18 protein-coding genes and 1 pseudogene are annotated in these 24,833 nt (G+C 67.9%); 7 read left to right on the top strand and 12 right to left on the bottom strand.

Annotation, left to right across the window (positions count from 1 at the left end; all coding sequences use genetic code 11):
- Positions 1 to 104 precede the first annotated feature (104 nt).
- Positions 105 to 561 (bottom strand): annotated as a pseudogene (locus JOM49_RS21775) (transposase); the annotation flags it as partial.
- Positions 562 to 951: 390 nt separating this feature from the next.
- Between JOM49_RS21775 and JOM49_RS21770 the strand changes: the two are divergent.
- The 4 genes from JOM49_RS21770 to JOM49_RS21755 all read left to right on the top strand — a co-directional run bounded on the left by JOM49_RS21770 (position 952) and on the right by JOM49_RS21755 (position 5,693).
- Positions 952 to 1,182: a hypothetical protein gene (locus JOM49_RS21770; protein WP_209666100.1), complete on the top strand. Its 231-nt coding sequence runs from the start codon at positions 952 to 954 to the stop codon at positions 1,180 to 1,182.
- 49 nt (positions 1,183 to 1,231) lie between these two features.
- Positions 1,232 to 1,639: a hypothetical protein gene (locus JOM49_RS21765; protein ID WP_209666099.1), complete on the top strand. Its 408-nt coding sequence runs from the start codon at positions 1,232 to 1,234 to the stop codon at positions 1,637 to 1,639.
- Between the two features lie 220 nt (positions 1,640 to 1,859).
- The gene (locus JOM49_RS21760) at positions 1,860 to 5,141 is read left to right on the top strand and encodes an ATP-binding protein (RefSeq protein ID WP_308158829.1); all 3,282 of its coding nucleotides are present in this window, start codon (positions 1,860 to 1,862) and stop codon (positions 5,139 to 5,141) included.
- Between the two features lie 378 nt (positions 5,142 to 5,519).
- On the top strand, positions 5,520 to 5,693 hold the full coding sequence (locus JOM49_RS21755) for a hypothetical protein (protein WP_209666098.1): 174 nt from the start codon (positions 5,520 to 5,522) through the stop codon (positions 5,691 to 5,693).
- Between the two features lie 92 nt (positions 5,694 to 5,785).
- On the opposite strand, the gene JOM49_RS21750 is transcribed toward JOM49_RS21755, so the two are convergent.
- The 7 genes from JOM49_RS21750 to JOM49_RS21725 form a co-directional block, all read right to left on the bottom strand.
- Positions 5,786 to 6,835, bottom strand: a complete 1,050-nt coding sequence (locus JOM49_RS21750) for a Wadjet anti-phage system protein JetD domain-containing protein (protein ID WP_209666097.1) — start codon at positions 6,833 to 6,835, stop codon at positions 5,786 to 5,788.
- On the bottom strand, positions 6,832 to 11,229 hold the full coding sequence (locus JOM49_RS21745) for a coiled-coil domain-containing protein (protein ID WP_209666096.1): 4,398 nt from the start codon (positions 11,227 to 11,229) through the stop codon (positions 6,832 to 6,834). The genes JOM49_RS21750 and JOM49_RS21745 overlap by 4 nt, the downstream gene beginning before the upstream one ends.
- Positions 11,226 to 11,966 carry a hypothetical protein gene (locus JOM49_RS21740; RefSeq protein ID WP_209666095.1) on the bottom strand — a complete coding sequence of 247 codons (741 nt, stop codon included), beginning with the start codon at positions 11,964 to 11,966 and terminating at the stop codon, positions 11,226 to 11,228. The genes JOM49_RS21745 and JOM49_RS21740 overlap by 4 nt, the downstream gene beginning before the upstream one ends.
- Entirely contained in the window at positions 11,963 to 13,510 is a 1,548-nt protein-coding gene (locus JOM49_RS21735; RefSeq protein WP_209666094.1) for a hypothetical protein, read from the bottom strand. Before JOM49_RS21735 ends, JOM49_RS21740 begins: the two co-directional genes overlap by 4 nt.
- 58 nt (positions 13,511 to 13,568) lie before the next feature.
- Entirely contained in the window at positions 13,569 to 13,691 is a 123-nt protein-coding gene (locus JOM49_RS43780) for a hypothetical protein (protein ID WP_281068327.1), read from the bottom strand.
- Between the two features lie 187 nt (positions 13,692 to 13,878).
- Positions 13,879 to 14,052, bottom strand: a complete 174-nt coding sequence (locus tag JOM49_RS21730) for a hypothetical protein (protein ID WP_209666093.1) — start codon at positions 14,050 to 14,052, stop codon at positions 13,879 to 13,881.
- 987 nt (positions 14,053 to 15,039) lie between these two features.
- Entirely contained in the window at positions 15,040 to 15,276 is a 237-nt protein-coding gene (locus JOM49_RS21725) for a site-specific integrase (protein WP_209666092.1), read from the bottom strand.
- A gap of 318 nt (positions 15,277 to 15,594) precedes the next feature.
- Here JOM49_RS21725 and JOM49_RS21720 point away from each other — a divergent pair, with 318 nt between their 5' ends.
- The 3 genes from JOM49_RS21720 to JOM49_RS44375 all read left to right on the top strand — a co-directional run bounded on the left by JOM49_RS21720 (position 15,595) and on the right by JOM49_RS44375 (position 19,712).
- The gene (locus tag JOM49_RS21720; RefSeq protein ID WP_209666091.1) at positions 15,595 to 17,484 is read left to right on the top strand and encodes a P-loop ATPase, Sll1717 family; all 1,890 of its coding nucleotides are present in this window, start codon (positions 15,595 to 15,597) and stop codon (positions 17,482 to 17,484) included.
- 77 nt (positions 17,485 to 17,561) lie between these two features.
- On the top strand, positions 17,562 to 18,329 hold the full coding sequence (locus JOM49_RS21715; protein ID WP_245369408.1) for a cysteine hydrolase family protein: 768 nt from the start codon (positions 17,562 to 17,564) through the stop codon (positions 18,327 to 18,329).
- Between the two features lie 1,167 nt (positions 18,330 to 19,496).
- Entirely contained in the window at positions 19,497 to 19,712 is a 216-nt protein-coding gene (locus tag JOM49_RS44375) for a mycothiol transferase (protein ID WP_372444058.1), read from the top strand.
- Positions 19,713 to 20,275: 563 nt separating this feature from the next.
- Here the strand turns inward: JOM49_RS44375 and JOM49_RS21705 are convergent.
- From JOM49_RS21705 to JOM49_RS21690, 4 genes are all read right to left on the bottom strand, one after another.
- The gene (locus tag JOM49_RS21705) at positions 20,276 to 21,280 is read right to left on the bottom strand and encodes a metallopeptidase domain-containing protein (protein ID WP_209666090.1); all 1,005 of its coding nucleotides are present in this window, start codon (positions 21,278 to 21,280) and stop codon (positions 20,276 to 20,278) included.
- A gap of 693 nt (positions 21,281 to 21,973) precedes the next feature.
- Positions 21,974 to 22,990, bottom strand: a complete 1,017-nt coding sequence (locus JOM49_RS21700) for a hypothetical protein (RefSeq protein WP_209666089.1) — start codon at positions 22,988 to 22,990, stop codon at positions 21,974 to 21,976.
- 134 nt (positions 22,991 to 23,124) lie between these two features.
- Complete coding sequence (locus tag JOM49_RS21695; protein WP_209666088.1) at positions 23,125 to 23,916, bottom strand: hypothetical protein; 792 nt, start codon at positions 23,914 to 23,916, stop codon at positions 23,125 to 23,127.
- Between the two features lie 422 nt (positions 23,917 to 24,338).
- Positions 24,339 to 24,806 (bottom strand): cupin domain-containing protein, encoded by a 468-nt coding sequence (locus JOM49_RS21690; RefSeq protein ID WP_209666087.1) that lies wholly within the window; start codon positions 24,804 to 24,806, stop codon positions 24,339 to 24,341.
- Between the last annotated feature and the right edge of the window lie 27 nt (positions 24,807 to 24,833).

Below are 24,833 nucleotides of genomic sequence, written 5' to 3'. Positions count from 1 at the left end.
CTGAACGATCTCCGGAGTACCCCATCACCTGAGGCTACGACTTCACCCCGACAATTCTGGGGACCCCCTCGACGGCCACGTCGCAGCAGAAGCTGACTGTCCGCACCCGCCCGGTCGGACAGCACGTGGAATCTTCGAACCGGTTTTGCCGCGGTCGACCGGGCTCGGAACGGTCCTCGAGCCCCTTTTGGCCCGAACGGACGCTCCGTCCAGGACTGCCCTCGACCAGCCGACCTCGCCTTGGCTGCCCAGTTCGTCCAGGACCGCCCGATGCAACCGCGGCCACAGACCAGCTTTGGTCCATTCGGCGAACCGGCGATGCGCGGTCGACACCGTGACCCCGAACGACAGCGGCAGCATCCGCCACGCGCACCCGCTGGTCAGCACGAACACCACCGCCGTGAACACTGCCCGATCATCGACCGGGGCCCGGCCGCCTCCCTGCGGACGCGGCTTAAACGACGGAATCAACGGCTCAGCCAGAGCCCACAACTCCGGCACCAACCGCCGCGACAACGCTGCTGCGCGCCAGGCGATCGTGATCGAACTGCGGAAGAACATGACCGATGCGCTGCCCCTGGTTCATCCACCACCTCCAGGTTGACCAGCAGGGGGCATCGGACTACGACCCGGCCAGGCATCGTCGAGGCCGAGTCCACTCGTGCCCAAGATGCCTTCCCAGTCAAATCCCATGGCGGTGACCCTATCCGCACTCTTCAGGACTGACGCGATGCGGCCGTTGAGCCGCCCGGCTCGAGCCGGGCGCATGCTCGACTGGCCATGCCCCGGTGATCTGCCGTGTCTGGCCAGGAACGGGCTGATACCGCTGAAGACCGAAGGCGCTGTGATGTTCTGAGGGCTCGTGTCTGCCCAGCGATCGACCACGTCAGAGCTTCTCCAGGTCTGGAATGACACCCGAAACGGGCGTGGCTTGTTCCAGGTCTCGTTGCGGTGCTGCTGTTGTTGCTTCATGCGACGCTGCTGGACCGGGAAGAGTCCTGGGACTGCTCGTGGTCTGCGCAGGTTTTCATTCTCGTTCGGGACGAAAACAGCGCCGGTGCCATGCCTCCTGCGCCCGGCGAACGCCGCGGTCACCTCGGCCAGCGCGGCTCGATCTCGGCCGCCGCCTCGTCGGCCGGATCGGGGTTGCGGAGCCCGTCGCCGGCCCTGCACGGCGCCTAGGAGTAACATCCGCGCCCGGATTGTCGGTGGGACGGCTTAGCCTGAGCCGATGAGCGATCGTGACACCCCGCCACCCGATCCCGACGCGATACCGTGGTGGGAACACCGCGAAGTCGCCCAATCCCGAGCCAGCCTCGCCGAGAACCTCGCTCAGAAAGCCAAACACGAGCCGGAGAACGCGGCGACTCTACTGGCCCAGGCTCAAGTGGAGGCGCTACTGGCGGTCTACCACCAGACGCGCGCGGCCGGCGATCACCAGGAACTGCTGCTGCGTCAGCAGCAGCAACAGGCCCAGCAACTCAAGGAGCATGCCCAGGCGCTGGATAGCCATTCCGGCAACCTCGCCGAGCACAGCACGGCACTGGGCCGGCATTCCCGCGCGATGGCAGAGCTGAAAACGGCGATCAGCACACACGGCGCCGACGTCCGCGACGCCCTCGCCCACTGGGAACGCTGACCCGATTTCGATCGGGGTCGTTAACCCACACACGAGCCGTCCCCCGCCTCATTCGTCGACGGCATTCGCTGATCCAGCAGAGAGCAACGCCCCCCGCCCCTCCCCCGCTCCGGCGCCCGAGAGGAGGAATCAAAGCGCGGACAGGTCCTGCCGCGGCGTGTTCCTGCGACTCTGGTCGATGCCTGGCCGCGTGGCGGACAGGGAGAGGAGGGGCGAGACGGTGACGGAGCGGGGTTCACGGCATCACTTGATTGTGGTGGCCGATGTGGAGGGGTTCGGGGACCCACGGCGGACAAGTCTGCATCAGCGGGCGGTGCGCGCGGGGCTGTATGCGGTGATGAGCTCGGCGTTCACCGCGGCCGGGACGACGTGGGATGGCTGTTACCGGGAGGACCGCGGCGACGCGGTGTTCGCGCTCGTGCCGGCCGAGACGGACAAGGCGAGATTCGTCGAGGCAGTACTGCCGAGACTGGTAACCCGGCTACGGGTACACAACGACACCCACCCCAGCACCGAACGGATCCGCCTGCGGGTCGCTCTGCACGCCGGGGAGGTCGGCTACGACGACCACGGCGTCACTTCCACCGCGCTGACGCTGGTGTTCCGGCTCTGCGACGCGCCACCGCTGAAGACGGCACTCACCGCCTCGCCCGGCGTGCTGGCGGTCATCGCCTCAGGCTGGCTGTTCGACGAGGTCGTGCGCCACATCCCCGCGGTCGCACCCGCGACCTGGCGCCCGGTACCTGTCGAAGTCAAGGAGACCACCACGACCGGCTGGCTCACCCTGCCCGACCAGCCCTACCCGGCCGACCCAGCCACCACGACCGGGCGGCCACGCACAAGGGCGAGCGAGGTGGTGCCACGACAACTCCCGGCAGCAGTACGGGACTTCACCGGCCGCACCGAGCACCTGGCCGTACTCGACGCACTGATCCCTCCCGATCCCAACCAGCTTTGCCAGGACGAGCAGCGGGCTCGGTCAGTGGTCATCACCGCGGTCGACGGCACCGGCGGCATCGGAAAAACCACCCTCGCCCTGCACTGGGCCCACCGGATCCAGGACCGCTTCCCTGACGGCACGCTGCATGTGAACCTGCGCGGCTACGGTCCCGGCGATCCCGCCAGCTCCGCCGAGGCTCTCAGCGGATTCCTGCGCGCCCTCGATGTCGCACCCCGCGCCATCCCCGCCGAGGTCGAGGCACAGGCAGCGCTACTGCGGTCAATGTTGGCCGGAAAGCGTGTGCTGATGCTGTTGGACAACGCCAAGAGCACCGAGCAAATCCGGCCCCTGCTGCCCGGCACCCCCGGATGCATGGTCGTGATCACCAGCCGCGACAGCCTCACCGGCCTCGTCATCACCGACGCCGCCCACCGCCTGACCCTCGCCCCGCTCACCGAGCCCGAAGCGCTCGACCTGGTCACCAGCATCCTCGGCACCGACCGCGCCACCGCCGAACCCAATGCCGTCAACGAGCTGATCCGCCTGTGCGCGCGGTTGCCGCTGGCGCTGCGGGTCGCCGCCAGCCGCGCGGCCGGGCACCCGCACCGGACCGTGGCCGATGTCGTCGCCGAACTCGCCGACGACCGCACCCGGCTCGACATCCTCAGCGAGTCAGGTGACGAGCGAACCGCTGTCCGCACCGTGTTCGACGGGTCCTACCGGCATCTCCCGCACGAGCAGGCGCGGCTGTTCCGCCGCCTCGGCCTGCACCCCGGACCCGACCTGTCCCTCCCTGCCGCCGCAGCGCTCGCCGAGCTGTCACCCACCGACACCCGCCCTTTGCTGCAGGCACTTACCAGCGCGCATCTGATTGAACCCACCGCCGGTGGTCGGTACCGATTCCACGACCTGCTGCGCGCCTACGCCGCCGAACAAGGCCGCCACCACGACACCACCGACGATCGCGACCACGGCCTCGACGCCCTGATTATCTGGTACACCCACACCACCCGGACCGCCGACCACTTGCTCGCAGACATGCCAGCAGAGGTAGCCGAACCCGACCACCCGCACCCCCTCTCGGCCCCTGACGAGGCCTGGGCCTGGCTCATCACTGAACGCCTCAACATCCTCGCAGTACTCCAGCACTCCGCCGCCCACCACCTTGACCACCACACCATCACTCTCGCCCACGCCTGCCGTTTCCTCGCTTCCGCAGGCAGCTCACACGAACTGATCCAAGCCTGCGGCGCCGGAATCACTGCTGTGCAACGGGGTGGCGACCACGCCCAAGAAATCGCGCTCTTGTTACTCCGTTGGTCAACGACTTCTGGACTAAACCGGGGGGATCAGGCCGACGCCGATCTGGACCGTATCGAAGCGCTGGTTCAGCACTTCGACAACACCACCCTGTGCCTGTATTTGTTCAACGCGCGTGGTCTGCAATCCCTCCAACGGAGCCAGTTCGACGAGGCCGTGCGGTGGCTCGAGTGGGCGTTGCCGTTGTGCAGAGGGCTCGATACCGGACGCTCGGAGGCAATGGTGGAAGGCAATCTCAGTACCGCTCATCTTGGCCTCGGCAATCTCCAGGTTGCCCTCGAGCACGGGGAGCGCGGCTTGAACCTGCGCCGCCAAGCCGGAGACCTGCCCGGCGAAGCCTGGGCGTTGACGCAGCAAGCACGCATCCGGCATGCACTAGGCGATCTCGACGAGGCGATTGCACTGTGCCGGAACGCAATCACAATCGGACACAGCACCCCACTTAACCGCGACTCCACCGTCGCGGCACCGCTGGATCATCTGGCTACCTGTCTGTACCAACTCGGCCGCACCAGTGAAGCCTTCACCTGCTGGCAGCAAGCCGCCACCATCTACGACGACACCGGCTACGTCCACCAGGCCGCCGAAGTTCGCCAGCGCCTCCGCGACGCTCAGAATCCCCTGGCCGCCCACCTCACGCGTGCACAAGTTAGGGCCGCATCCGTCGGGCCAGCAGCGCCCGAGCGCGCCGGATCACTCCCTCGTCAAGTTGCCCCGGACTGTGGAGTCCACTGCGGAAGTGTCGTCGCGGTGTTTGGAGCTACCGAACTGGGTCAGTACATCGAGTTGGGCTGCGCGGCAGCCGGCAAGGCTTTCAGCCCACCCCGCAGTCGATCCGGAGGTGCTGCCAGCGAACTCGCTCCACAACGCGAGGGGGAGGCGAGTCTGCGTCGAACGCGTTGCCTTAAGTCGTCAGCTTATTCAGACGACGGGGGTGGGCCGGATCTGCCGGAGGACATAGCAGCGTGTCACGACACGACGAGGCATGCGCTGCAACGCACCAATCGGTCTCGTCGTGCGTGGTCCCGGTGGTTCCGCCTAGGCCAGGCCGTGCCATGGCGGGCACCGCCCCACCAGCGTCCGAGCGGGGTCTGCGAGGTAGCGATGAGGACCAGTCAAGCAACCCAGCCCTCACGCGTCGAGCCTGCAGGGCGGAACCGGACCTTTCAGACAGAGCCTGAGCTGGGAGAACATCCCCATCAGCGCCCCGCCCTGGTCGTTTACCGCACACGCAGCGAATGAGCGGAGCCCAGTGCCGCCGGACTCCGCCCGGACATTTCCGGACCCGGCGCTGCGGCCGGGCAGGAAATTCGGACGAAGTCAGCGCACAGATCGGGTCCCGGAGTCGGTGAAGCTGGCCAGCATGGTCGCACCGCTATTTCACGCCACAGGACGTGACCGGCTGCACCCAGCCGCTTCGGCGCCACCCGACGCAGATGCAGGCGCGAGCCTGCTCGTCCCGCCGGCGCAGCCCCGGAAATGCCGTACCAGTCCCCCGGGGCGGCGACAGTCGCACCCGGCATGGCGCCCGGCGAACCGGGCAGCAAAGGTGCTGTGCCGAGGCGCGCTACAAAAGCCGCACAGCTACAGCGCTGCGCGGGCGCCTGGCGCGCACCCGACATGGACCGGGTCACCCAGACGCGCGGCTACGGCGCGGTGGGCACGGTGGACCTAACCGACCGGGCAATCATGGTTTCGGGCCTGGACGAACCACCCCGCTACGCGATCCAGAACCGCTTCGGGTTCCAGGTCCACGACCCGGAACTAAGCGCAGCGGAGGTGACGGGGCGATGACGGTTCCTGGCTTGCCGGACGAGGGGCAGCCGGATCTGGTGAGCAGCTGCGGTTAGACATTCTCCAGAAGGACAGTGAACTAGCAGTCCCGTTCAGACGGCCTCCAGCGCGGGAAGACGAGCCATCAGCAGCTCGTGCCCCACAGCCTCCTGCGGGATCCGCGTACAGGCCATCAGCACGCCCTGGGCTTGCCCGGCCAAGGGCCCCAGCCAACCCGCGACCTGTTCGGCGACGTGCTCGGCCACCGGCGCGGCAGGACGTCGATAGGACGTCGCGAACAGGAGGTCGTAGAGCGGGTACGCGGGCTCGACCGCCGGAAGCCCCGCACGCTGGGAGTTCAGACTCGCGGTGGCCGGGATCTGCAGGCCTTCGAGATCGACGTCCCCGAAATAGACGATCCGGTCCGGCTGCGGAGACAGGAGCGGGACGGACAAGACCGCCGACGGAAACTGGCTGCCTGTCCCGTAACCGACGTGCCGAGCCGGGCCGCCGGCGGCAGCGGCGAGCCGCGTGGCTTCGAGCAGCGACGTGTAGGTGTGGTGGTTCTCCGCGATCAACAGCGCGGTACCGCGCGGGCCCGGAGCCCCCGCCACCCACTGCGAGACGAAGGGAATAGGCACCTCATGGCAGCGCAAGAGGTCCATCGTCAACGCGCCCGAGGTGAACAAGCGCGTCGACTTCAGGCGGTCCAGACGCTTCTCGTCGCCGAACAGTTCTAGCGAACGTTCGCGGACCGGCACGCTCGGGCGCGACATACCCTTGTCGCGCAGGAAAACGGCTGCGATCTCGAGGACCTCGATTTCGTCGTCACGGGCGGCGATGCGCCCCGCGGCCTCGAGTGCCGCCGGCCAGACTCGAACGTCCCGCGGCGCACGGCCGGGACGCGGGCGAGGCGGGAGACGTACCCATTTCGGCAGCGGAGGCTCCTCCCGCGTGTCGAAATGCTGACGCGACACGGGGAACGCCACCTGACCGGCCGCTACCAGCTCGTCCAGCGCCGCGCGGATCTCGTTTCGGGCGGTCGGCGTCGTGGCCAGGCTACGGTCGAAGGCGACCGCAACCGCGTAGAGGTCAGCCACCTCCACCCGCTGCACCGGTGACGCCGCGATGTGCTCGGCGAACCGCTCGGCCAGCGCGCTCACGAGTCGTCGTGCTCGCGCAGGACTCGGGCGCTCGTGATGCCGTCGTCGTCCACTGTGTCTTGCTGGTCCAACACCACGTAGCGCCGGTTGCGAAGCGAGCCGGGCGCGTTGCGCATGCGCAGCACGTTGGGGAACTGGCCCACCGCACCGAGATCCTCCACGCCGGTCGTGTACACGAGCTGAACACCGTGCGCCGCCGCGACGTCCCGCTGCAGGCGCAGCAGGGCAACGTGGCTGGCCGTCCCGAGCGGGTTGTCGAGCACGAGAGTTCCGCCGATGGCCGCCCGTCCGCGTCCGCGGTTGACCGCCCGCAGCCGCGCGAGCGTGCAGTAGAGCGCGACGCAGACGGTCAGCTTTTCCCCGCCGGAGAACTTGCCGAGGTGGGTGACGTCAACCGGTTCGACGGCGAGATCGCTGTTGGGCTTGAGCACTTTGACCGTGAACCCGCGCGGCGCGACCGCTTCGTGCACGCACTTCTTGAGGACCGCAAGCCCCTCCGGTTTCGTCTTCTTGTCCGCGACGATCCGGTCGACGACGGCGTCGATCCGGGCATGCAGGTCCTCGTCCCCGGCCGGACGCAGGAAGCTGATCCGGAGGAAGTGCTCGTTCGCCCACCGCCCCAGCGTGCCGGGTAGTTTCGAGTGCCGATGCGCGGACTCGAGGGTCGCGAGCACGTCCTTGACCAGGCCCGCGATCTCCCCGACCACGAGCCGCTGATCACGCCCGATTTCGGCGAGCTGGCCGTCAATCGTCCGGTACCGTACCCCCATTTCCTGCGCGCGAGCTTCGGCGCGGTCCGCGAGCACATCCGCGTCGTCCCCGGTGAGGCGGTCGCGGATCGCGCCGGGCACCTCGGCGAACCGGGCTTCCGCGGCGATCCGGCGGACCTCGGCAATTGACTTATCGACACGGTGGGCGGTCTCCTCGGCTCCCTTGTTCGCCGACTGGAGCCGAGCGAACAGCGACTCGAGTTCGGCTTCCGGCTCGTCTCCGGAATAGGCCGGGACGTCTCCGGGCACCTCGACCGGAGCGGCGGCGTCGGCGAGCCTTTTGGCTTGCTGAGCGAACACCTGGGCCGCCTTGTCGGCTTCGGACGCGAGTTTGCCCGCGTCCTCGGCCTCGCGGTTGAGCCGGGTCACCTCGCTGCTCATTTCAGTCGCCCGCTCGGCTTCCGCCGCCGCTCGTTCCCGGGCCTCCAGCTCGGTCGCGGGCTCGTCGTCCAGCGGGGCGTGCCGCAGCCGATCACGCGGACTCCGAATCTTGACCTCTTCCGACGCCTGGTTGAGCTCGGTCTTCGCCTCGCTCAACTTCTGTTGCGCCTCGTTGACCACTTCGCGGGAGCGTTTTCGCGCTGCTGCTCGCCGGTCCACGTCCTGACCGTCGCCGGTCGCGAGCAGCAGCTGCGCGAGCTCGCGCACGGATTCCGAGTACTCGGCCAGCGCTCGGTCGGCCCGTTTCCCTCGATCGAGGTGTGCGGTGAGACGCTCGGCCAGCACGGATTGGGAAGCCGCGGTCTTCCATTGCGAGTCCAGCTCGGCGAATCGGCTGCTCAGCCACGACAACGGATCGCCGTCGCCGGTCACGACGGCCTCCCGATCGCCGTCGAGCAGGGTGACCTGGGCGGAATCCCGTTCGTATCGCTTCCAGTTCGCATGGTGCTGTGCGGCCAGCGAACGAGCGGCTCGCTCCGCCTCCTGCAATTCCGACACCCGGCTCGCGGCCTCGTCGGCGATGCCGGAGTGGACCTCGACCTCCATGTCGAGCTGCGCTACCGCCAGCTCGATTGCCGGCCGTTCGGCGGCCCGCTTCGCCAGCGTGTTCAGCCGCTCGACCCGCTGCGTCAGCAGGTTCAGCTCGTCGCTCAAGTCGGCTTCGGTGACCGCGTCCTCGACTTCCTGCTCGTCCAGCTTCTCGATCTGCGCCCGTACGACCTGATCGGCGTCGCTCATGCCCAAAATCGCCTCGTCACACTCTTCGACAGCCTTCTCCAGCGCATTGAGGTGCCCCGCCGGGCAGTCTTCGAGAAACGACTCCAGAGTCGCCAGCAGCGTCCTGTCCGCCTTGGCCTGTTCCTGCAGTTCAGCGATCCGTCGGTCCTGATCGCGTCTCCGCTCTTCACGGTCCGCTCGCGCGTGTTCCGCCACACCGCGGTCATACAGTGCGGGTTCACTGGGAAACACCAGGTGGGTCGGCGGCGCCGCGGCCACCGCCCGTTCGAACTGCGTAGCGGTGGAGACCGCGACGTGTGCGATGGTGTGCCACGGCTTCGACGCCAGGGCGCGGCGGGCGTCCTCCGCATCTCCATCGGCGACGACCACACCCGCGGCGAGTTCCGCGACTCGGGGATTTTCCAGCACCGACGTACGCTCGGACTCGGTGACCAGGTCACGCAGGGTCTGCCAGCCCGGCCTTGCCGGCACCTCGGCCGCCACGAGCACCTCCGCGGCCCGTTCGGCGTCGCGCGTAGTGGGCAAGAAGCCGTCGGCATGGAGCCCATCCAGCGCGCGGTTGTCCTCGGCGGCATCCACCCGGGTCGCCACGACGGACGACTCGGCTGCCGAGGCCTCCCGGGTGAGTGCCGCCCGCAAGTCCGCGGCCTCGGTCCACAGGCCGAGCCGGGTCCCGGCGGCCAGCTGGGTCAGCTCGGCGAGCCGGACGTCCGTTGCGAGTGCGTCGGCCCTGGCCACGAGCTTGCGCCGGTCGCCATCGAGGCGGTCGCGTTCGGCGCTCTTGGCTGCGCGATCGGTCGCCAACTGCCGGCTCCGCGTTTCGAGCGCGCCGCGAACCGCGGGCCGGGCCTCCCGACGCTTCCGCACCTGGCCTCGCAGGCCGTCCTTCTCGCGGCGGTTCTGCTTGGTCTCGGCCAGGACGCTCGAGGGGTCGGCGTGATCGTCCGGGAGATCGCCCAGCTCCACGGCAGCGGTCACCTCATCGCGGATCTCGATCAGCCGACCGCGAGCGGTTTCGGCGCGCACACCCGCTTCGGCCGCCAGTTGCCGGTTCTGCCGCTCTCGGACACCTTCCGTCCCCGCTTCCGCTTGCGCCTCCCCGGCTGCCATATCCGCAATCGTTTCGGCTTCGTGCTCTTCGTCGGATAGCTGCGCGTAGCGGGCCTTGAGCGTCGCGGCGGCGTTGTCGCGGGCTTCCCGCAACGGAGCGGTCTCCCGGTCCTCTTGGGCGATCTGCTGCCGCACGTCCTCCGCGTGAAGGTGAGCTTCGACCCGATCAGCGAGGTGCCCCACCGCTTGCCAGGCCAGGTCTTCTTCGTTGGCTTCGTCCGCGGTGGTGGTCGCCCTATCCCACTCGGCCTTCGCGGTCTTCTTCCGGTGGTTCGCCGCGACCCGGTACAGCTCGCTCGCGATGTCGTTGACCCGGCTGCGCTCCCGATCCAGCGTGCGAGCGCTGTTCCCCAGTCGTTTCGCTTCTTCTTCCAGCCACTTCTGGTCGTCCTCCCGCGCCGAAGCCGCGGTACGGAACGCTCCGGCAAGCCGGGCCGCGGACGAGCGGGCTCCCCCAGCCGCCTCAGCCGCCGCCTTCGCCAGCCTGTGCCGTTCGGCGAGCCGCTCCAGCCTGCCTTCCAGCTCCCCGCAGAATTCCCGGTCGACAAGCAGGCCGGGCTTGCGAGCGAGCACGTCGACGACCTTCCGCAGGTTGTTCGCGACGAGATCGGGCTGCGTGCTGTCGACCGTCAGATCGATCAGGAAGTCGATGAACTTGTCCGTGGTCGCGAACTCGAACAGCCCGGCGACGCCGCCCTCGGAATGGTTCATCTGCTTCTGGTAGGCGAACACTGCCGGATCGAGATTCCGCGCGGTCAGCGCGTCCGTCCACTCGCCGCGCTGGCGGGTGATCACGAACCTGAACTGTTGGGGATTGGTCGCAGCGATCTCCTTGAGCACATTCACGAACTCGGCCATCTTCCGGGTCCGGCCGGATTCGTCGCGCACCGGTAAGCCGGGCAGGTCCAGCACGCCCGGGACGACGAAGAAGCTGTAGTACCAGCCCTTGAGCTTTTCACGGTCGCGATCCGGGTCGGCAGGCTTTCGCCGTTCGTCCCATTCGTAGACGGCGCCGGTGACCAGCCGGGCCGGGTGGCCGGCGTCGCCGCCGGGCTGGGCCACCCATTCCGCCACCGTATGGCTCGTGTCACCGGAGGACACGTAGTCCTCGAGGTGACGCTTGACCGTCTTGCCCATGAAGTCCTTACGCAGCGGGAGCAACAGCGCGAAGAGAAGCGATAGCAGGCTCGACTTCCCGCCGCCGTTGCGCAGCCAGAGAATCGAGTCGACTGGTTCTCGCTCGCCCGCTGTCGAGACGTCCAGCGTCAGATCCGTGAAGCGGGCGGCACGATCTCCGACGTTCGCGAGGCGGAAGGACGAAAGCTGGTACGTCACGTCCCCACCACCGGCGTGTGCTCGCCCCGGCGCCTCGCGGCCAACAGCTCGTAAGTCGCGTTGCCCGCCAGCTCACCGACCTGAACGCGGAAGCGTTCGAGGAGCTGGAAGGTATCGGGGCCGCGGTTCGGCGCCAGCCGCGCCAGGCCCTGGTCGACCATCCAACTCAGGACATTCGCGACCCAGTAAGTCGAGGACGCGGCCGAGCGGCGTCCCTGCCCCTTCCCCCGGTCCGCTTTGTAACCGGGAGACAGGCGGTCATACGTCCGCCATGCCTCTTCGAACGACACATCTTCCAGCATCTGGGGTTCCGGTGCGCGCTTGAGCCGATCGCACGCGTCGCGGACGAACCGTTCGATCTCGTCGACCGACACCCACCGGACGCGGTCGTCGTCGAAGTCGGCCGGGGCCGGGAACACGTAAGCCGCGATGGCCGCGCTGATCAGCCCGACCAGCAGCCGGTGGGACACCGTGCTCACATTGGGCAGGTCCGTGAGCCGGTACGCGAACACCGATTCACGGCGCGCGCCCAGCACCAGCCCGAGCTCTCCAGCGGACAGCACCTGCAGGTCCAATCCGTCGAGGACGCTGGTCACCGCGTTGTGGAATTCCGCGTCCTCGCGGTAGCGGCCGAGCAGCGCCCGGTAGTCAGAATCGGCGCCGGGCCGCTGCTTCGGACGGAGCGCGCAGCCGATGAGTACCCCGACGTCCGAAAGGTCCTGCTGGCCGAGCGTCATAACACCTCCTGAACGGAAGTCGCGGCCCAACGGGCGAGTGCTTCTTCGTCTTCGGCCACGATCAGGTCGTCTCCCGACCAGCCGGGCACGTCGATCAGGGTGCCGTCGGCGTCGACCACCGCGGCCGGGCCGAGAATGTGGGCGGCGGTGTCCACTGCGGCGGAGAAGTCTTCCGCGGTCTCCGGGGCGTAGGTCCAGAGCGCCGCGAGCACGACGAGCCGCTCGACAGCACCACGATCGAGCTCGCCGGGCAGGTCGGCGGCTCGGGCGGCGAGCAGCAACGCCGACAGTCTCGCGGGCAACGGGACGGAGTCGACCACGGCCGTAGCGGCCGCCAGGATTTCGGGCGAGACCGCGGGCGGGTCCGGGTCGCCGAGTTCTTCGTCGTCGAGCAGTGGTTCGTCGATCCGGGGCTCTCGGCGCGGCGCGAGCAGGTCGTCGACCAGGTCGGCGAACCGCACGATCCGGGGCACCTGCGGCCCCCCGGCGAACACGGCGAACGTCTCGGCCGGTTCCGCCGCGTCTTCGGCGGCCATGGTCAGCAGCGGCAGGAACACGCCGTCGACGGTGTCCGGGTTCCGCAGCCCGCCGATCGGCCGGAAGGACTGGCGAAGCTGTTCGTCGAGGAAGATCGTCCGCGCGCCGACCAGCCTGCCGTGCAGTTCGGTATGCCGGCGACGGCATTCTTCGAGCAGACCCGCGATCCGGGCGGCCGCCGCGGCGATGACGGGATCCGCCTCCGCCGTGTCGAGGGCGCTCCGGACGTGGTCGAGCAGCCGACCCTCCGCGCCGAGTCGCTCCTCGAGGTGCACCCGATTGCGCTCGAACTGCGCCGGGACGTCCCGGGCCCAGCGGTCGAGGACCGTACGGATGTCGCGCACGGTGTCGGTCAGGAGCGTCCGCAGTTCGTCGGTGTAGCGCACCGACAGCAGCCGCGACCGCTCCGCGGCTTTCTCCGCCTGGCCGAACGCGCCTCGCCTGAGCTGCCGATCGAGCATGAGCTCGACCGCGGCCTGCTCGTCCTCGACGTCGAATTCCAGCCCGCCGACCAGCGCGTTGATCGCGTCCGCGGACGCTCGCAGCACGTTCACGCCCCGCAGCTGGTCTTCGTGCTCGCTCAGCAACCGGAACTCCACCGGAATCGCCCTGTGGTGCACGGATCCGTCAGGTTCGAGCGAGAAGTCCGAGACCCGGTAGGCGAAGGGGGCCTCGCGTTCCCGTCGGTTCAGCAGCGCATCGATGACGTACCGCGCGACCGCTTCATGGTCCTCGGAGGACTGCTCGGGATGTGCGCTCGCCGCCAGCCTCGCCAGGCCGTTGACGGCTTCTTCGTAAGCGACTTCCTCGTCGAAACCTTGCCGAGAGATCACCGTGTCGATGGCGGCGAGCGCGAGCGTGACGACGTCGTAGTCGTGGGTGCCCCAGGACTGCCGGCTCGCGTTGTCAGCCGCATCCGCGACCGGCCGGGCTCGCAGGAGCGCCCGCACCCGCCCACCGAAGGACTCGTCGAACACAGCGCGGCCCACGGTCCGCGGAGCGCTCATCCGTTATCACTCCCTCGGTGTGTGGATGCCCAGTAGGTCGGCTGTGAGCGTGCCTCCGTTACGCCGCCGGCACTTGTCCGCTGACGTCGAGCAGCGAAGCCGCAAGCTCGATGCTCACGGAGTCCACCGCCAGGTCGGGAACGCCATGCCGGGCCTTGACTTCTTCGGCGAGACGCAGCACGGCGGATTCATCTCCTGCGCCAATGGTTTGGACAGGCAGGTGATGTCTCCGACAATGCGCCGGCCGGCGCGGGTGCGGTGAAGTCCCGCCGGATCAGTTCGGACACCGGGGTTACCGGGTGCACCGCGGGCCCGGGTGGTCGTACGGCGGTTTGCGGCGGGTGATCCCGGCCAGGCCGTGTCGCGTATCAGGCGCCCGACCCCACCACGTCGGAGGCCAGTCCGTGCTCGAGGTGATCCGTGCGTCCATTGGTGATTGTCACAGCGAGGACACCGGCGCCGACGTCACCGACCTCGCCGAGGACCTGCGCTTCCAAGAAACTCCAGACCGGTCGGCTGGCTGTGACGGTCTGGGTGATCACGCAGGCCGGCATCCAGACCTGCGACCAGCGTCCTTAGCGACTCGCCCACGGCCTCGCAGGCGAGGCTTAGGCACGGGCTAATTCTGGCCGACCTGGACAGCCTCCCTCTCCCGCTGGAACGCTGACCAGCATCTCCCCGGGGCACCAAGTCGACGCGCTTCGGTCCCGTCTCACTCGCCGCTGGCACCACCGATCAAGCCGAGAGTAACGTCCCCCGCTCCCCTGCCTGTCCCAGCGCCAGAGGCCACGACTATGGGCAGCAGTGAACCAGCTGCCAGGAGACGGCCACGTCGCAGCCACTCAACTTGACCTTCGGTGGCAACGGCTCCCGTGGCGGCCCAGGCCCCTGGAGCTGGAGCCAAACTGGAGCGGCGTATGCACTCGAACCAGCCTGCACCGACATGAACAGCCGTGAACCTGCTCATCACACGCAGCGGATTCTCTGTTTCCGCAGTTCAGCGACGTATCGGGGCGTGTCTGGGGGTCAAGGGGTCGCAGGTTCAAATCCTGTCAGCCCGACCGGTAGCGGAAGCCCGCTGACCACGGACAGATGTCCAGGTCAGCGGGCTTTTTCACGCCCTCTTGTTGATCTTCATTCGACCGTCCATTGTGGTCTGGCAGTCTGCCAACAGGGCCCAGGTGGAGCGAAACTGGAGTGGGTCATGGTCGGCGTTGACTGGACGGCCAAATGGGATCGCGTAAGACGGCCCCCGATCGGCTGAATCTTCCAACGGTCCTCAACCGGCCTGAACCTGCTGTTGCCAGGCGCGGTCCCACGTCGGATGAGGCAGGTTCAGCGCCGTCTGATGTGGCCCTGGGGCCGTTGATGTCGGCCGCGGAATGCCCTGGACCGATGGGGGCCGGTTCAGCGCGCCTGACGGGGGCGTCGAGAACCTACTCCGTCTCTGGGTGACTCAGGATATCGCCTGCCGAAGACAGAGGCGTGGCCCGCCACCGCGGGAGTGGCGTGCCACGGGTGTGGTCGGATCAGGCGGCGGTGAGTTGCAGGTGCGCGTTGAGTGCCTGGGCGTGGGTGGCGCGCAGGGCGGTCACCGTGTCGATCCAGCGCTGCTGCAAGGCTTCGAGGAGACGGGGCTCGACTTCAGGGGCGACGTGGGAGTAGATGTCCTGAATCGCATCGGGGATGCGATGTCCGAGGCGGCGGGCCTGGGCGACGTCGGGGATGCCATCGGCGATGAGCCAGGTCTTGTGACTGTGCCGCAACCCGTGAAAGGTCAGTACCGGCAGCTTTCAGCAGCCGTAGGCCCCGTGCTATCCGGTGAGCTTCCCGGTGACCCGGCGGATGTCGCGTTCGTCGATCAGCGGCTTCATTAGCGTCGAGCAGCGGCGCGGCGGCGAAGAGAAGCGAATTCGAGCTGGGGGCGTGCTCCGGGTCAGCATCACATGCGTGGCACGCGAGGGGTGACCGCCGGGGATTCGATCACCGCCGCGCTGCTCCAACCGGTGTCAGTCGAGTGAAAACGGCGCCGGACCGCCTTGGAGTACCTAACCTTCATCAGGGGCCGACGAGGGAGGGGTCGCATGTACGACGCCGTGGACCTGCTGGAAGCGTGGGCGGCCCGGCGGACCGCCGACGGGGTCGCGGCCAGGGTCGGTGCGCTGCTCGCGAACCTGCTCGGGGACGACACCGCGGTCCAGCGGCTGATCGCGGAGGCGGCCGAGGGCGCGGTGACCGGACGGACGCGGTTACGTGCGCGGCTCGCCGTCGAGGACGCGGTCGAGCGGGATCCGATGTTCGGCAGGCGGCTGGCTACCGCGATGCGCGAGCCGGGGGACCACCGGGCCGCGTTGGTCCTGCCCACGGGCTTGCTCGGCGAGCCCGCCGGAGGCGTGGTCATCGACGACCAGGTGGACGTGGTGAAAAGGCTGTTCTTCGGCCGGGACGACGCCGAGCACGATCTGGCGGACGGACTGCTGCGAGAGGGTTTCCTGCCGACCACCGCCTATTCCGAGGTGGTCTCCGGCCGCAAGAACCTGATCGTCGGGCGCAAGGGCTCCGGCAAGAGCGCGATCTGCATGCGCCTCGCGGCCGGTGACCAGGGTTCCGCGGGGGTCTGCCTGATCACGCCCGATGACGCGGCGGGTGAGGAGTTCCGCACCTTCGCACTCGAGGGGCTGACCGCGCCGTCGGCGAAAGCGATGTTGTGGCGGTACGTGTTCGCGGTCCAGGCCGCGAGGCACCTGGTGCGGCACGCCGGAGCGAGCGGCCCGCATCGGCGGCGGCGACCGGCGTCGGTCGTCGTACTGGAACGGTTCCTGCGGGACAACGGGGAACTCGCCGAGGAAACGCTGTACCACCGGGTGGCCCGCGCCGGGCGGGGTTTGGTCTCGTCAGTGTCGCTGGAGGCGTTCGGGGTCAAGCTGGCCGTCGAGGGCAACGGCGTGGTGGCCGGGGCACGCGCCTCGCGCCAGCTGGATGTGGTGGAGGAGGGGGTGCGCCGAGCGTTCGACGACCTGGGCTGCGCCCGCGAGCACGGCGTCCTGTTGGTGGCGGTGGACCAGCTGGAGCAGGTGTGGTCCGCCGAGCCGGAAAGCGAAGCGCTGGTGATCGGGCTGCTGCTGGCGGGCAAGCACGTGGCGCTGCACTACGGCGGCGCCCTGCGCTGCGTGTTGTTCCTGCGCTCGGACATCTACGACTCGCTGGATTTCAGCGACGCCGACAAGTTCCACAGCGACGAGATCCGCATCAACTGGACCAGGCACATGCTGCGGGAACTCGCGCTCACGCGGGCGAGCGTGGCGTTGAAGCGGCGACTGGCCCCGGAGGAACTGTGGGGCGAGGTGTTCCCGGCGACCGTGTGCGATGAGCCGGTGGCCGACTACCTGTTCAAGCGCACGCTGCCGAGGCCGAGAGACGCGATCCAGTTCCTCAACCAGTGCCGCACCATCGCCCTCGACAACGGCCACCCCACCATCACCGAACAGGACGTCCTCGACGCCACCCTGGTGTTTTCCCGGTGGAAGGTGCTCGACCTGGCCAAGGAGTACAACGTCCGCTTCCCCTTCCTCGGCGCGTTGCTGACCGTGTTCCGCGACGCGGGTTACCAGCTGACCCGGACGTCGATCGCGCAGCTGTTCCAGCCGTTCCAGGAAGACCTGCGGCAGGAGTTCGGGCGGCACACGCACTTCTTCGACCCGGACGTGATCATCGAACTGCTCTTCGCGGTCGGCTTCCTCGGCGTCCGCCGGGCTCCCGGCTACGTCTACGCCGGCGCGACCGAAACCCCGATCATGCCGCAGGAGGGGCACTTCTGCGTGCACCCGTGCTTCCGGCCCGCGCTCGGAGTCACCCGCCCGGACCTGGAAGCGGTGCGCAACACGATCACCGGCAACGTGGTCGGCAGCACCATGCAGATCGGCACCATCTACGGCGCCTTCGGCATCGGCGACGTGCTGCCCGACGAGTCCTGACGAGTTCGTCTTCCCCACCGGCCTGGCCTCGAAATGCCTGGCCGCTGAACCTCCCCGGAGTCATCCAGTGACCGGCGATGGCCGACCTGAAAGCCATGGCGGCCCGGCTCACGTGTGAGCGCGGCTGTGTGAAAGCAACAAAAACAGGGAGCATCGGGATGAGCGACACCGCGTTGTTGATGATCGACATGCAGAACGGCTACCTCGCCGACGACGGGACCCGGGATGCGCTCGGTTGGCCCCCGATCTGGCGGCTGAGTGAAACTATCGCCGCCTGCGGCAAGCTGCTGGACGAAGCACGCAAACAACACCTGCCGGTGATCTACTCTCGCTCGGTAGGCAGCGCGGCTGGTTCGCTCGGAGAGAACCCGCGTTATGCGCGGTTTATGGAACTTCGGGCCAGCCGCCTGCCCAGCATCTCGGTGGACCAGCAGGTGTGGAAAGGGCAGATCATGGAGGCCGTCGCTCCGCAGCCCGCAGACGTAGTGCTGGACAAGACCCGGGCCAGCTTCTTCGAGTACACCGAACTCGAGCCCATTCTCCGCAATCTCGGGGTGTCGCGGTTGATCGTCGCCGGGCTGCAGACCAACGTGTGCGTCGAAGCCACTGCCCGCGCCGCGCTCAGTCGCAACTTCGAGGTCGCCGTCGCGGACGACGCTGTCTCTACCGACGGCCCAGCCCTGCATCACGCCGCACTCAATTCCATGCGCGTCCTCTACGTCGAGATCGCGCCCTGGAGTGAGCTCCTCGCCCCTGGCGCGGCGTGGGACCGCGCCTTCACCACGCCCGACTACGGCCGCGATCCCGAGTACTGGTCCGAAATCACCGCCGCACGCCGCACCTAATGACCCCGTGTGTCAACGTGAAGTCTTGCTGCGTCTCGCTCCGGCGAGGACGAGCTGCTCGAATGCCCTCGCCGGCGCACGAGGACTGGCCGGGGTCGGCACCCTTCTGGTCTACCTGTTCAGAATTGAGTACGCGGACGTCCACCACCAGCGCCTTGACCTGGCCGTTGTGACTCCCAGTCCCTGATCTCCGGCTCCCTGCTCGCGGCCCAGCCAGGGGTGCGGCAAACGATCACGTCTGGCTCCGGGAATGGGTGCGAGTCGGCGTAGCGACTGCGCCACGTGGCGACCGCGCGGTGGCCGACGCCGAACCAGCTGCCGATCTCGACCATGTCGACGTATCGGTAGGTCTTCTCGGGCTCGCTTGCCCGCCAGGTGCGCGTAGGGCAAGTAAAAACTACATCGTAGATCAATATACACACAGAAGACCCAAGATCATCTTTGCTGGAACTCTTACAGCAGCATCATCGCTGCTTGAATTACTAGCGGACCACCCCGCTGGTTTAGCACTTCGTCGCCGCTGCCGAGGTCCGGCGGTCTCACTCGCGCAGCCGGGGGTCCGTGGAAGGGCGATGGCACCGGCGTCCAGGGCGTGTCTTCTCTGCGCTAGTGCTGTTGGCCGGGTTGGTCAGGCTGCGTGTGTGGTGCGCTGGCGTTCGCTGCGGACGCGAGCTCGTTCGGGGCGTTGGGCTGCGAGGACATCGGGATGGCGGGCGTTGGCGTTGCGCCACCGCAGGTAACTGTGCAGGGCGCGGGTCGCGACGGTGTGATCGGGGTGGTTCGACCCGGCGACCGCGAACGTCTTCAGGGGGTGAAGTGTGCCTTGATCGGGTTGGCCGAGGAACAGTAGGTCGGGGTGAAACACAGGTTGTTCACGCCCGACTTCCGTTCCCGGACCACGTCCCACAGGGTGTCGTCCCCGAGGGAATAGCGGCCGTGGAACTGGCGGACACCACGGAGCGAGGTTTCGACCGGCCGTTCCCCGAAGCCCTACCCCAATGGGACGACCTCGGGCAACGCGGTGCTGACATGTGGGCTACCGAGCACGAGGCACGCCGGGAGATCATCGGCCGCTACCGACGCGTTTGGGAGCACTCCGACGCGACAATCGCGGCACTTGCCATTGATTCGCCTGGTCACGTGCCCTGGTGGCCATGACCTCACGTGATGCTGTTCAACATTCTGGTCCACATGCTCACCGAGACCAGCCGGCACGCCGGACACGCCGATATCCTCCGCGAACAATTGGACGGCTCGGCCGGTACCGCCACCGACTACGCCACCCAGCAGCGCGACGCGGCATTCTGGGAAGTCCGGCGCAACCAGATCGAGCAAGCCGCCACAGCAGCCGTCGCCCGGCCCGATCACGACCTCCAGCCATAGCGGCGAGCACAGTCAAGGGACGCCCGGCGACTGGCGAGAGCATCGATTCCGTCAACTAGGTCCGGCCAACCCGGCGACAGGTCGTCGGACCCAGTGACGAGACATTCCGGAAGCCGGAGCACCCGTTCCGCTGGGTTCGGCCGGACGAGCTCGACGGCCTCGCGCTGTTCGCCGACACGCGGCTGCTCGTCACTGGCCTGTTCGCAGTCGTGCCGTTGCTCGGCGCCGGCGGGAGTCGGTCGTGGCGGCGGTGTGCCCGCGGCTACCGGCGATGGCGGTGACCTCGGACAGGAACGACGGCGCGGTGGTCCCGACGGCGCAGACCGGCCCCGGCACGACCGCAGGCCGCGATCAGGCACCACAACAACGCGGAAAGCAAGGCAAGCGTAGATGCCTTCGCATCAGCATGACTCCTGGTGTTCTCTAGAGAAATCAAACGCACGCCGATGCACGCACAGCAATTCCCTCGACGGAGAAACACTCCGCGTGTGTCTTTCGATATTCGTCGCCGTCGCCGCCACGCATCGAATCACCGGCGGGTCGCCGAGGTGTGCACGCGGAGGTCAGGGCCAGCCGAGGTGTTTCTTGGTCGACTCGCACATCAGCCATTCGTTGGCCCGCATCAGGCACCCGACCCCGCCACCGACCGCACCGTTCTCACAGTTGCGGTTCGGCTCGCCGTACCGGCCCCAGGAGCCGCCGCAGTTGCAGTTGCTCTCCGCGTATTCGTCCGGGCAGCCGAAGATGTGACCGGTCTCGTGGGCGAACACCCGGTCGATGTTGTCCGGGCCCCAGCCGTCGTTGGCGTACTCCATGACCATCCGCGGGCCGCCGATGGAAGCGTAGGCGAAGTGGTCGACCGGGTAGCCGTTGACGAAGAACAAGCAGTACGCCCAGTCCGTCTTCTTGCTGGTGCGCAACCAGTTCAGGTATTCGCGGACACCCGCCATACCCGCCGGATAGCCGATTCTGGCCAGGGCCGGGTCGCGGAACCGGGTTTCGTTGTCCACGGCCTTGGCATCGCGCGCGGTTTCGATCATGATCTGGCGGTAGTCCCAGGTGAAGCTCACGTTCGCCGCCGGGTTGAAGCCCGCCAGCCAGCTGACGCCGGCCTGCACCTCGGCGAACATCTTGGCTTCTTCGTCTCCGGTGAACCGGGTCTCCTCGTCCGGCCCGTGGACGACGACGAGGCCGAGCGCCACCGTACCGACCAGATAATCGCTGGTGCCGGCGGCCACCGGCGCCGGAGCGGAGGCGGACCCGGCCTGCGGCGACTGCGCCGGGGCCGGAGCGCAACTCGGCATGTCCCACGCCTCACCAGCACGCACCCGGTTCACCTTGCCGGCGACGTAATCCGGCGTGGATCGGAGCAGTAGTGCCTCCACGCCAAGGCGCTCGGTGACCGACAGGCTCGCCATCACCGCCTCGGACACTTCCGGCACCACGGACGGCACGGAAATGCCATCGACGGGTGCGCCCAATCTGATTTCCACCCGGTCACCGAACCGCTGCAGCACCCGTGCCGGGGCCGCTTCCGGCGTCACCGCGGCGCCCAGCGCGCCCGTCACATCCTCGTGATGGATTACCAGGACTTCTTCGAAAGGCAGATCTCCAGCCATTATTCGACTCCCCGTTCACCTGGTGCGGGCAGAAATCAGTGAGCCGGACGGTCCGGCGGTTCAAAACCAGGAGCGTCCCAAGGGAGTCCTTCGCCGACACGGTGAGGTTTCCTGATCGGCCGTCGCCGCCAAGCTGCGACGAACATCCGGGCTCCCTCGTCCAGTTCCTCGAGCGCGGACTCATCTCCGACAATTCGCGTCTCCCCGGTGGGCAAACGTGCCATTGTCAACCGAGCGTTCTGGGCGATTTCCGTTATAGCCTCGAGCGGCGCGCGGACAACCGTGACGTCGGGCTCCATCGTTGACACGACGGGCCAGCGCCCGGCCACTCCGCGCCCGGCGCCGAGAATCAGGATTTCTCCCCCAGGCACAACCTATTCTTAATGCACGTGCAAGATCATATCAATGACACGTGGCGGAGTCGCCCCCATATGGTCGCCAAATGACGTAGGTCAACTCATCCGTTAGCGGTATTATCGCGGACGTCGCAAGCCGCCGGGCCCTGCCAGCGTCCTCGGTGTACCCATTGATCAACGCTGCCGCGGGCATGGACAGACCGACATGAATCCCGGGTTCCGCCTTGTATGGATGTTGATTTGCGATGCAGGGCCGTCAGCGCGCCGAGCGTCGGCGGCATGTGTCCTAAGTGGTCCCGAGGCACGCGGCGCGCCAGACGGAGTAACCCCCCGGGCGCTCCGCGAGAATGCTGCCGTCGTCGAAGACCCGGCTCGCGGGCCCGTTCGCCGGGATCGCGTCGACGAAGGTGGTGCGCTGCCAGACAGCGTCGGCGAACCCCGCGTCCCGGCCCAGAACCTGGCCGCCGGCGTTGATGTCGTCACCGAAGGCAGCGCCCTTGAGGAACTCCGGATTCGCCGGATCGCTCCAGAGCAACCCCTGGTGGGTCGCGACCTCGTCGAGCGCGCGGGTGTATCCGACGGCGATGCCACCGCGAAGCGACGAGGCACTGGTCAGCCGGTAGCCGGGCGGCGTGGCCAGCGGGGTGAGTCCCCCGGCTCGCCAGAGGTGCGGCCCCTGCGCCAGGTGGAGCAGCACACTGCCGTCGTTGTCGATGTCGATCGCCCGCAGGAGGTAGTTGCCCTCGGACAGTTCGAGCACCACGGGCGGGGCGCCGTCGCCCGGCCACACCACGGCTTCGGTGCGGTTGTCCGCGGTGGCGGTCCCGAGCACGTCACCGCGCTCGTTGATCGACTCGGCGTTCACCTGCTTGAACCCGTCTGGCACCGGAAGTCGCTCGTAGACGCCGAGTCCCTGGTGCCCGCCGTGGTAGCGGAACGACGCGCCGCTCTCCGAGGGGTCGAAGGATTGGGCGTTGACCGCCACCGTGCCCGTGCCGTTCTCGTCCACCGGACCGGGCCGCCGGTACCCGGGCGGTGGCGGTTGCGTGCGGCCGAACGGCTCCCCGGCGGTCCACAGCACCATTTCCATGAAGAACTGGCCGTTCTCCACCCGGCGCACGGCCCCGGCGTAGTGGCCCGTGCCGGTCCCGGCCACCACGTTCGCGGTTCCCCATGTGTCGGCGGGCGGAATGGGTGTTTCGGTCCAGGTGCAGGCGTCCTTGGCAGCGTGGGCGGCATGGGCGGGCGCGGTGAGCAGCCCGGCAAGCACCAGGCAGGCAGTGGCTGCGCGAAGACTTCGCATGTGACATCCCCCAGTTCAGTGTCACTGGCTGCATCGGTGTGCCAGTGACCCGCGTTACAGCGACGTTCGCCGGGCCATGCGCGACTGGCTCCGCACCCACCACCTGACCCCGGGCCCGTCCCGGTCGTGCGGGACTACGCCGGGTTCTCCGCGACAGCGAGGTAGTCCGTGTAGATCTGCGGCGAGCCGGAGAACGAGGCGAGCTGCTTCCACTCCTCGTACATCTGCTTGGTGTCGCGGTGCGAGGCCGCGAACTCCGCGGCCTCGCCGGTGGCGATGTCGGGCTCGGGGTAGAAGACGTCCAGCGCGTCCAGGCTCGCGATCTCCATCATCATCACGTACTGGTCGAGGCGGTTGCCCCGCTCGCCCTTGAGCACGTGGAACCGCCAGTCCGGGTAGTCGTCGATCCGGTGGTGGTTCTCGGCGATGAAGCGGTCGAACATCTCCTCGGTCACACCGGCGCGCAACGCCAGGTTGTGGATCCCGATGACCCGGGCGACGGGCTCCTCCCCCGGGCGGTCGCGGTAGCGGGGGCCGGGCGTGACCGTGCTCCGCGGATTGTCGGCCAGCAGCCGGTAGTCGGTGAACAACGTCGGCAGCTCACCGAACGTACCCAGCCGCCGCCATCGCGCCAGCACCGCCTCCGCCTCGGGGTGCCGCGCCCAGAACAGCCGGGCCAGCTCGGTCTGCTCACCCTGGGCTGTGACGTAGCGGTCGCGTTGCTCGGCGCTCTCGATCTCGTACAACATCAGGTACTGCCCGGTCCGCTCTCCGCGCAACCCACGCAGCAGAGTCCACCGCCACCCTGGGTACAAGGGCAGGTGAACGCCTTCACCACGCACGAAGGTCTCGAACTCTTCCGGCGTAACACCAGCCTCTGTGTCGATGGCGATGTACTGGAAGGTGAACACCGACAAGCGTCCCATTGGGCATCCAATCCTCGGGCCGGGAAAGGGATCGCGCGTCCGACAAGCACGACTCCCCGCACCACATCCTGCCCGCTCCAGAGCAACGAGGGCCGCGAGCCCTCCCCGCTCAACACGATCCGACGGGTTTCACCGTCTGTGAAGATGTCTTCCCCGTGCGAGCGGAGACTGGTCCGCCCGAAAAGGCGCGCGCTGTGTCCACCGGCGCCGTTCTTCCTGACCCAAGCCGGTTGAGTCGCCGAGTGGGAGCGGTTCACCGAAGAACCGCGACGAGGCCCTAGTGCATCTGATCGAGGCCCCCCAGCGCGCCGCACGGGGCCGGTAGCCACGCGACGCGTCCGCGCATGGTCATCGAGGGTGGAGCTTCGTCTTTGGCCTCGCCGCCAGGCTTATCTCGCCTATCTAGCACCGAACCCGATCGCTCAGTCTTGAGGGACAACATCCCTGGAGACCGCGTCAGTGGCCAGTTCGAAGTCGGCGAAGTCGAAGCCGGGGGTTACCAGGCAACTGACGAGGGCTTCGGTGTTCCCGGCGGGGAAGGCTCGTTGCCAGTGGCCGGCGGGGACCTGGCATTGCAACTGTTCGCCGTCTTCGATCCTCTGGCCTAGTCGGTGCGTGGTCTCGGTGGTCGGTTTCGGTCCGGGTGGGCTGGTGACCAGGGTGAGTGGTCCGCCGCGGTGCCAGAGCCAGATCTCGTCGGAGGCGACAGTGTGCCACTGGGATTGTTCTCCTGGCAGCAGTAGGTAGTGGATCAGCGACGCTGTCGGGCGTTTCTCGTGCGCGATCGGATGGACCACGGTGAGGGGTGAGGTGTAGACGCGGCGGTACCAGCCGCCTTCGGGGTGGGGTGCGAGCCCGAGAATTTGGGCGGTGGAGGACGGGTGGGTCATCGCGCCTGTGCTCCTTGTCCGGGACGG

Source organism: Amycolatopsis magusensis (assembly GCF_017875555.1).
In the GTDB taxonomy this organism is placed as follows: domain Bacteria; phylum Actinomycetota; class Actinomycetes; order Mycobacteriales; family Pseudonocardiaceae; genus Amycolatopsis; species Amycolatopsis magusensis.
Note: the sequence above shows the minus strand (reverse complement) of the source record. Positions and strands in the feature narration are given on the sequence as shown.

Coding starts and splice junctions, on each gene's coding strand:
- JOM49_RS21765 (WP_209666099.1), top strand. CDS start 1,232: ATGAGCGATCGTGACACCCCGCCACCCGATCCCGACGCGATACCGTGG.
- JOM49_RS21755 (WP_209666098.1), top strand. CDS start 5,520: ATGGACCGGGTCACCCAGACGCGCGGCTACGGCGCGGTGGGCACGGTG.
- JOM49_RS21740 (WP_209666095.1), bottom strand. CDS start 11,966: ATGACGCTCGGCCAGCAGGACCTTTCGGACGTCGGGGTACTCATCGGC.
- JOM49_RS21735 (WP_209666094.1), bottom strand. CDS start 13,510: ATGAGCGCTCCGCGGACCGTGGGCCGCGCTGTGTTCGACGAGTCCTTC.
- JOM49_RS21720 (WP_209666091.1), top strand. CDS start 15,595: ATGTACGACGCCGTGGACCTGCTGGAAGCGTGGGCGGCCCGGCGGACC.
- JOM49_RS21715 (WP_245369408.1), top strand. CDS start 17,562: ATGGCCGACCTGAAAGCCATGGCGGCCCGGCTCACGTGTGAGCGCGGC.
- JOM49_RS44375 (WP_372444058.1), top strand. CDS start 19,497: ATGCTGTTCAACATTCTGGTCCACATGCTCACCGAGACCAGCCGGCAC.
- JOM49_RS21700 (WP_209666089.1), bottom strand. CDS start 22,990: ATGCGAAGTCTTCGCGCAGCCACTGCCTGCCTGGTGCTTGCCGGGCTG.
- JOM49_RS21695 (WP_209666088.1), bottom strand. CDS start 23,916: ATGGGACGCTTGTCGGTGTTCACCTTCCAGTACATCGCCATCGACACA.
- JOM49_RS21690 (WP_209666087.1), bottom strand. CDS start 24,806: ATGACCCACCCGTCCTCCACCGCCCAAATTCTCGGGCTCGCACCCCAC.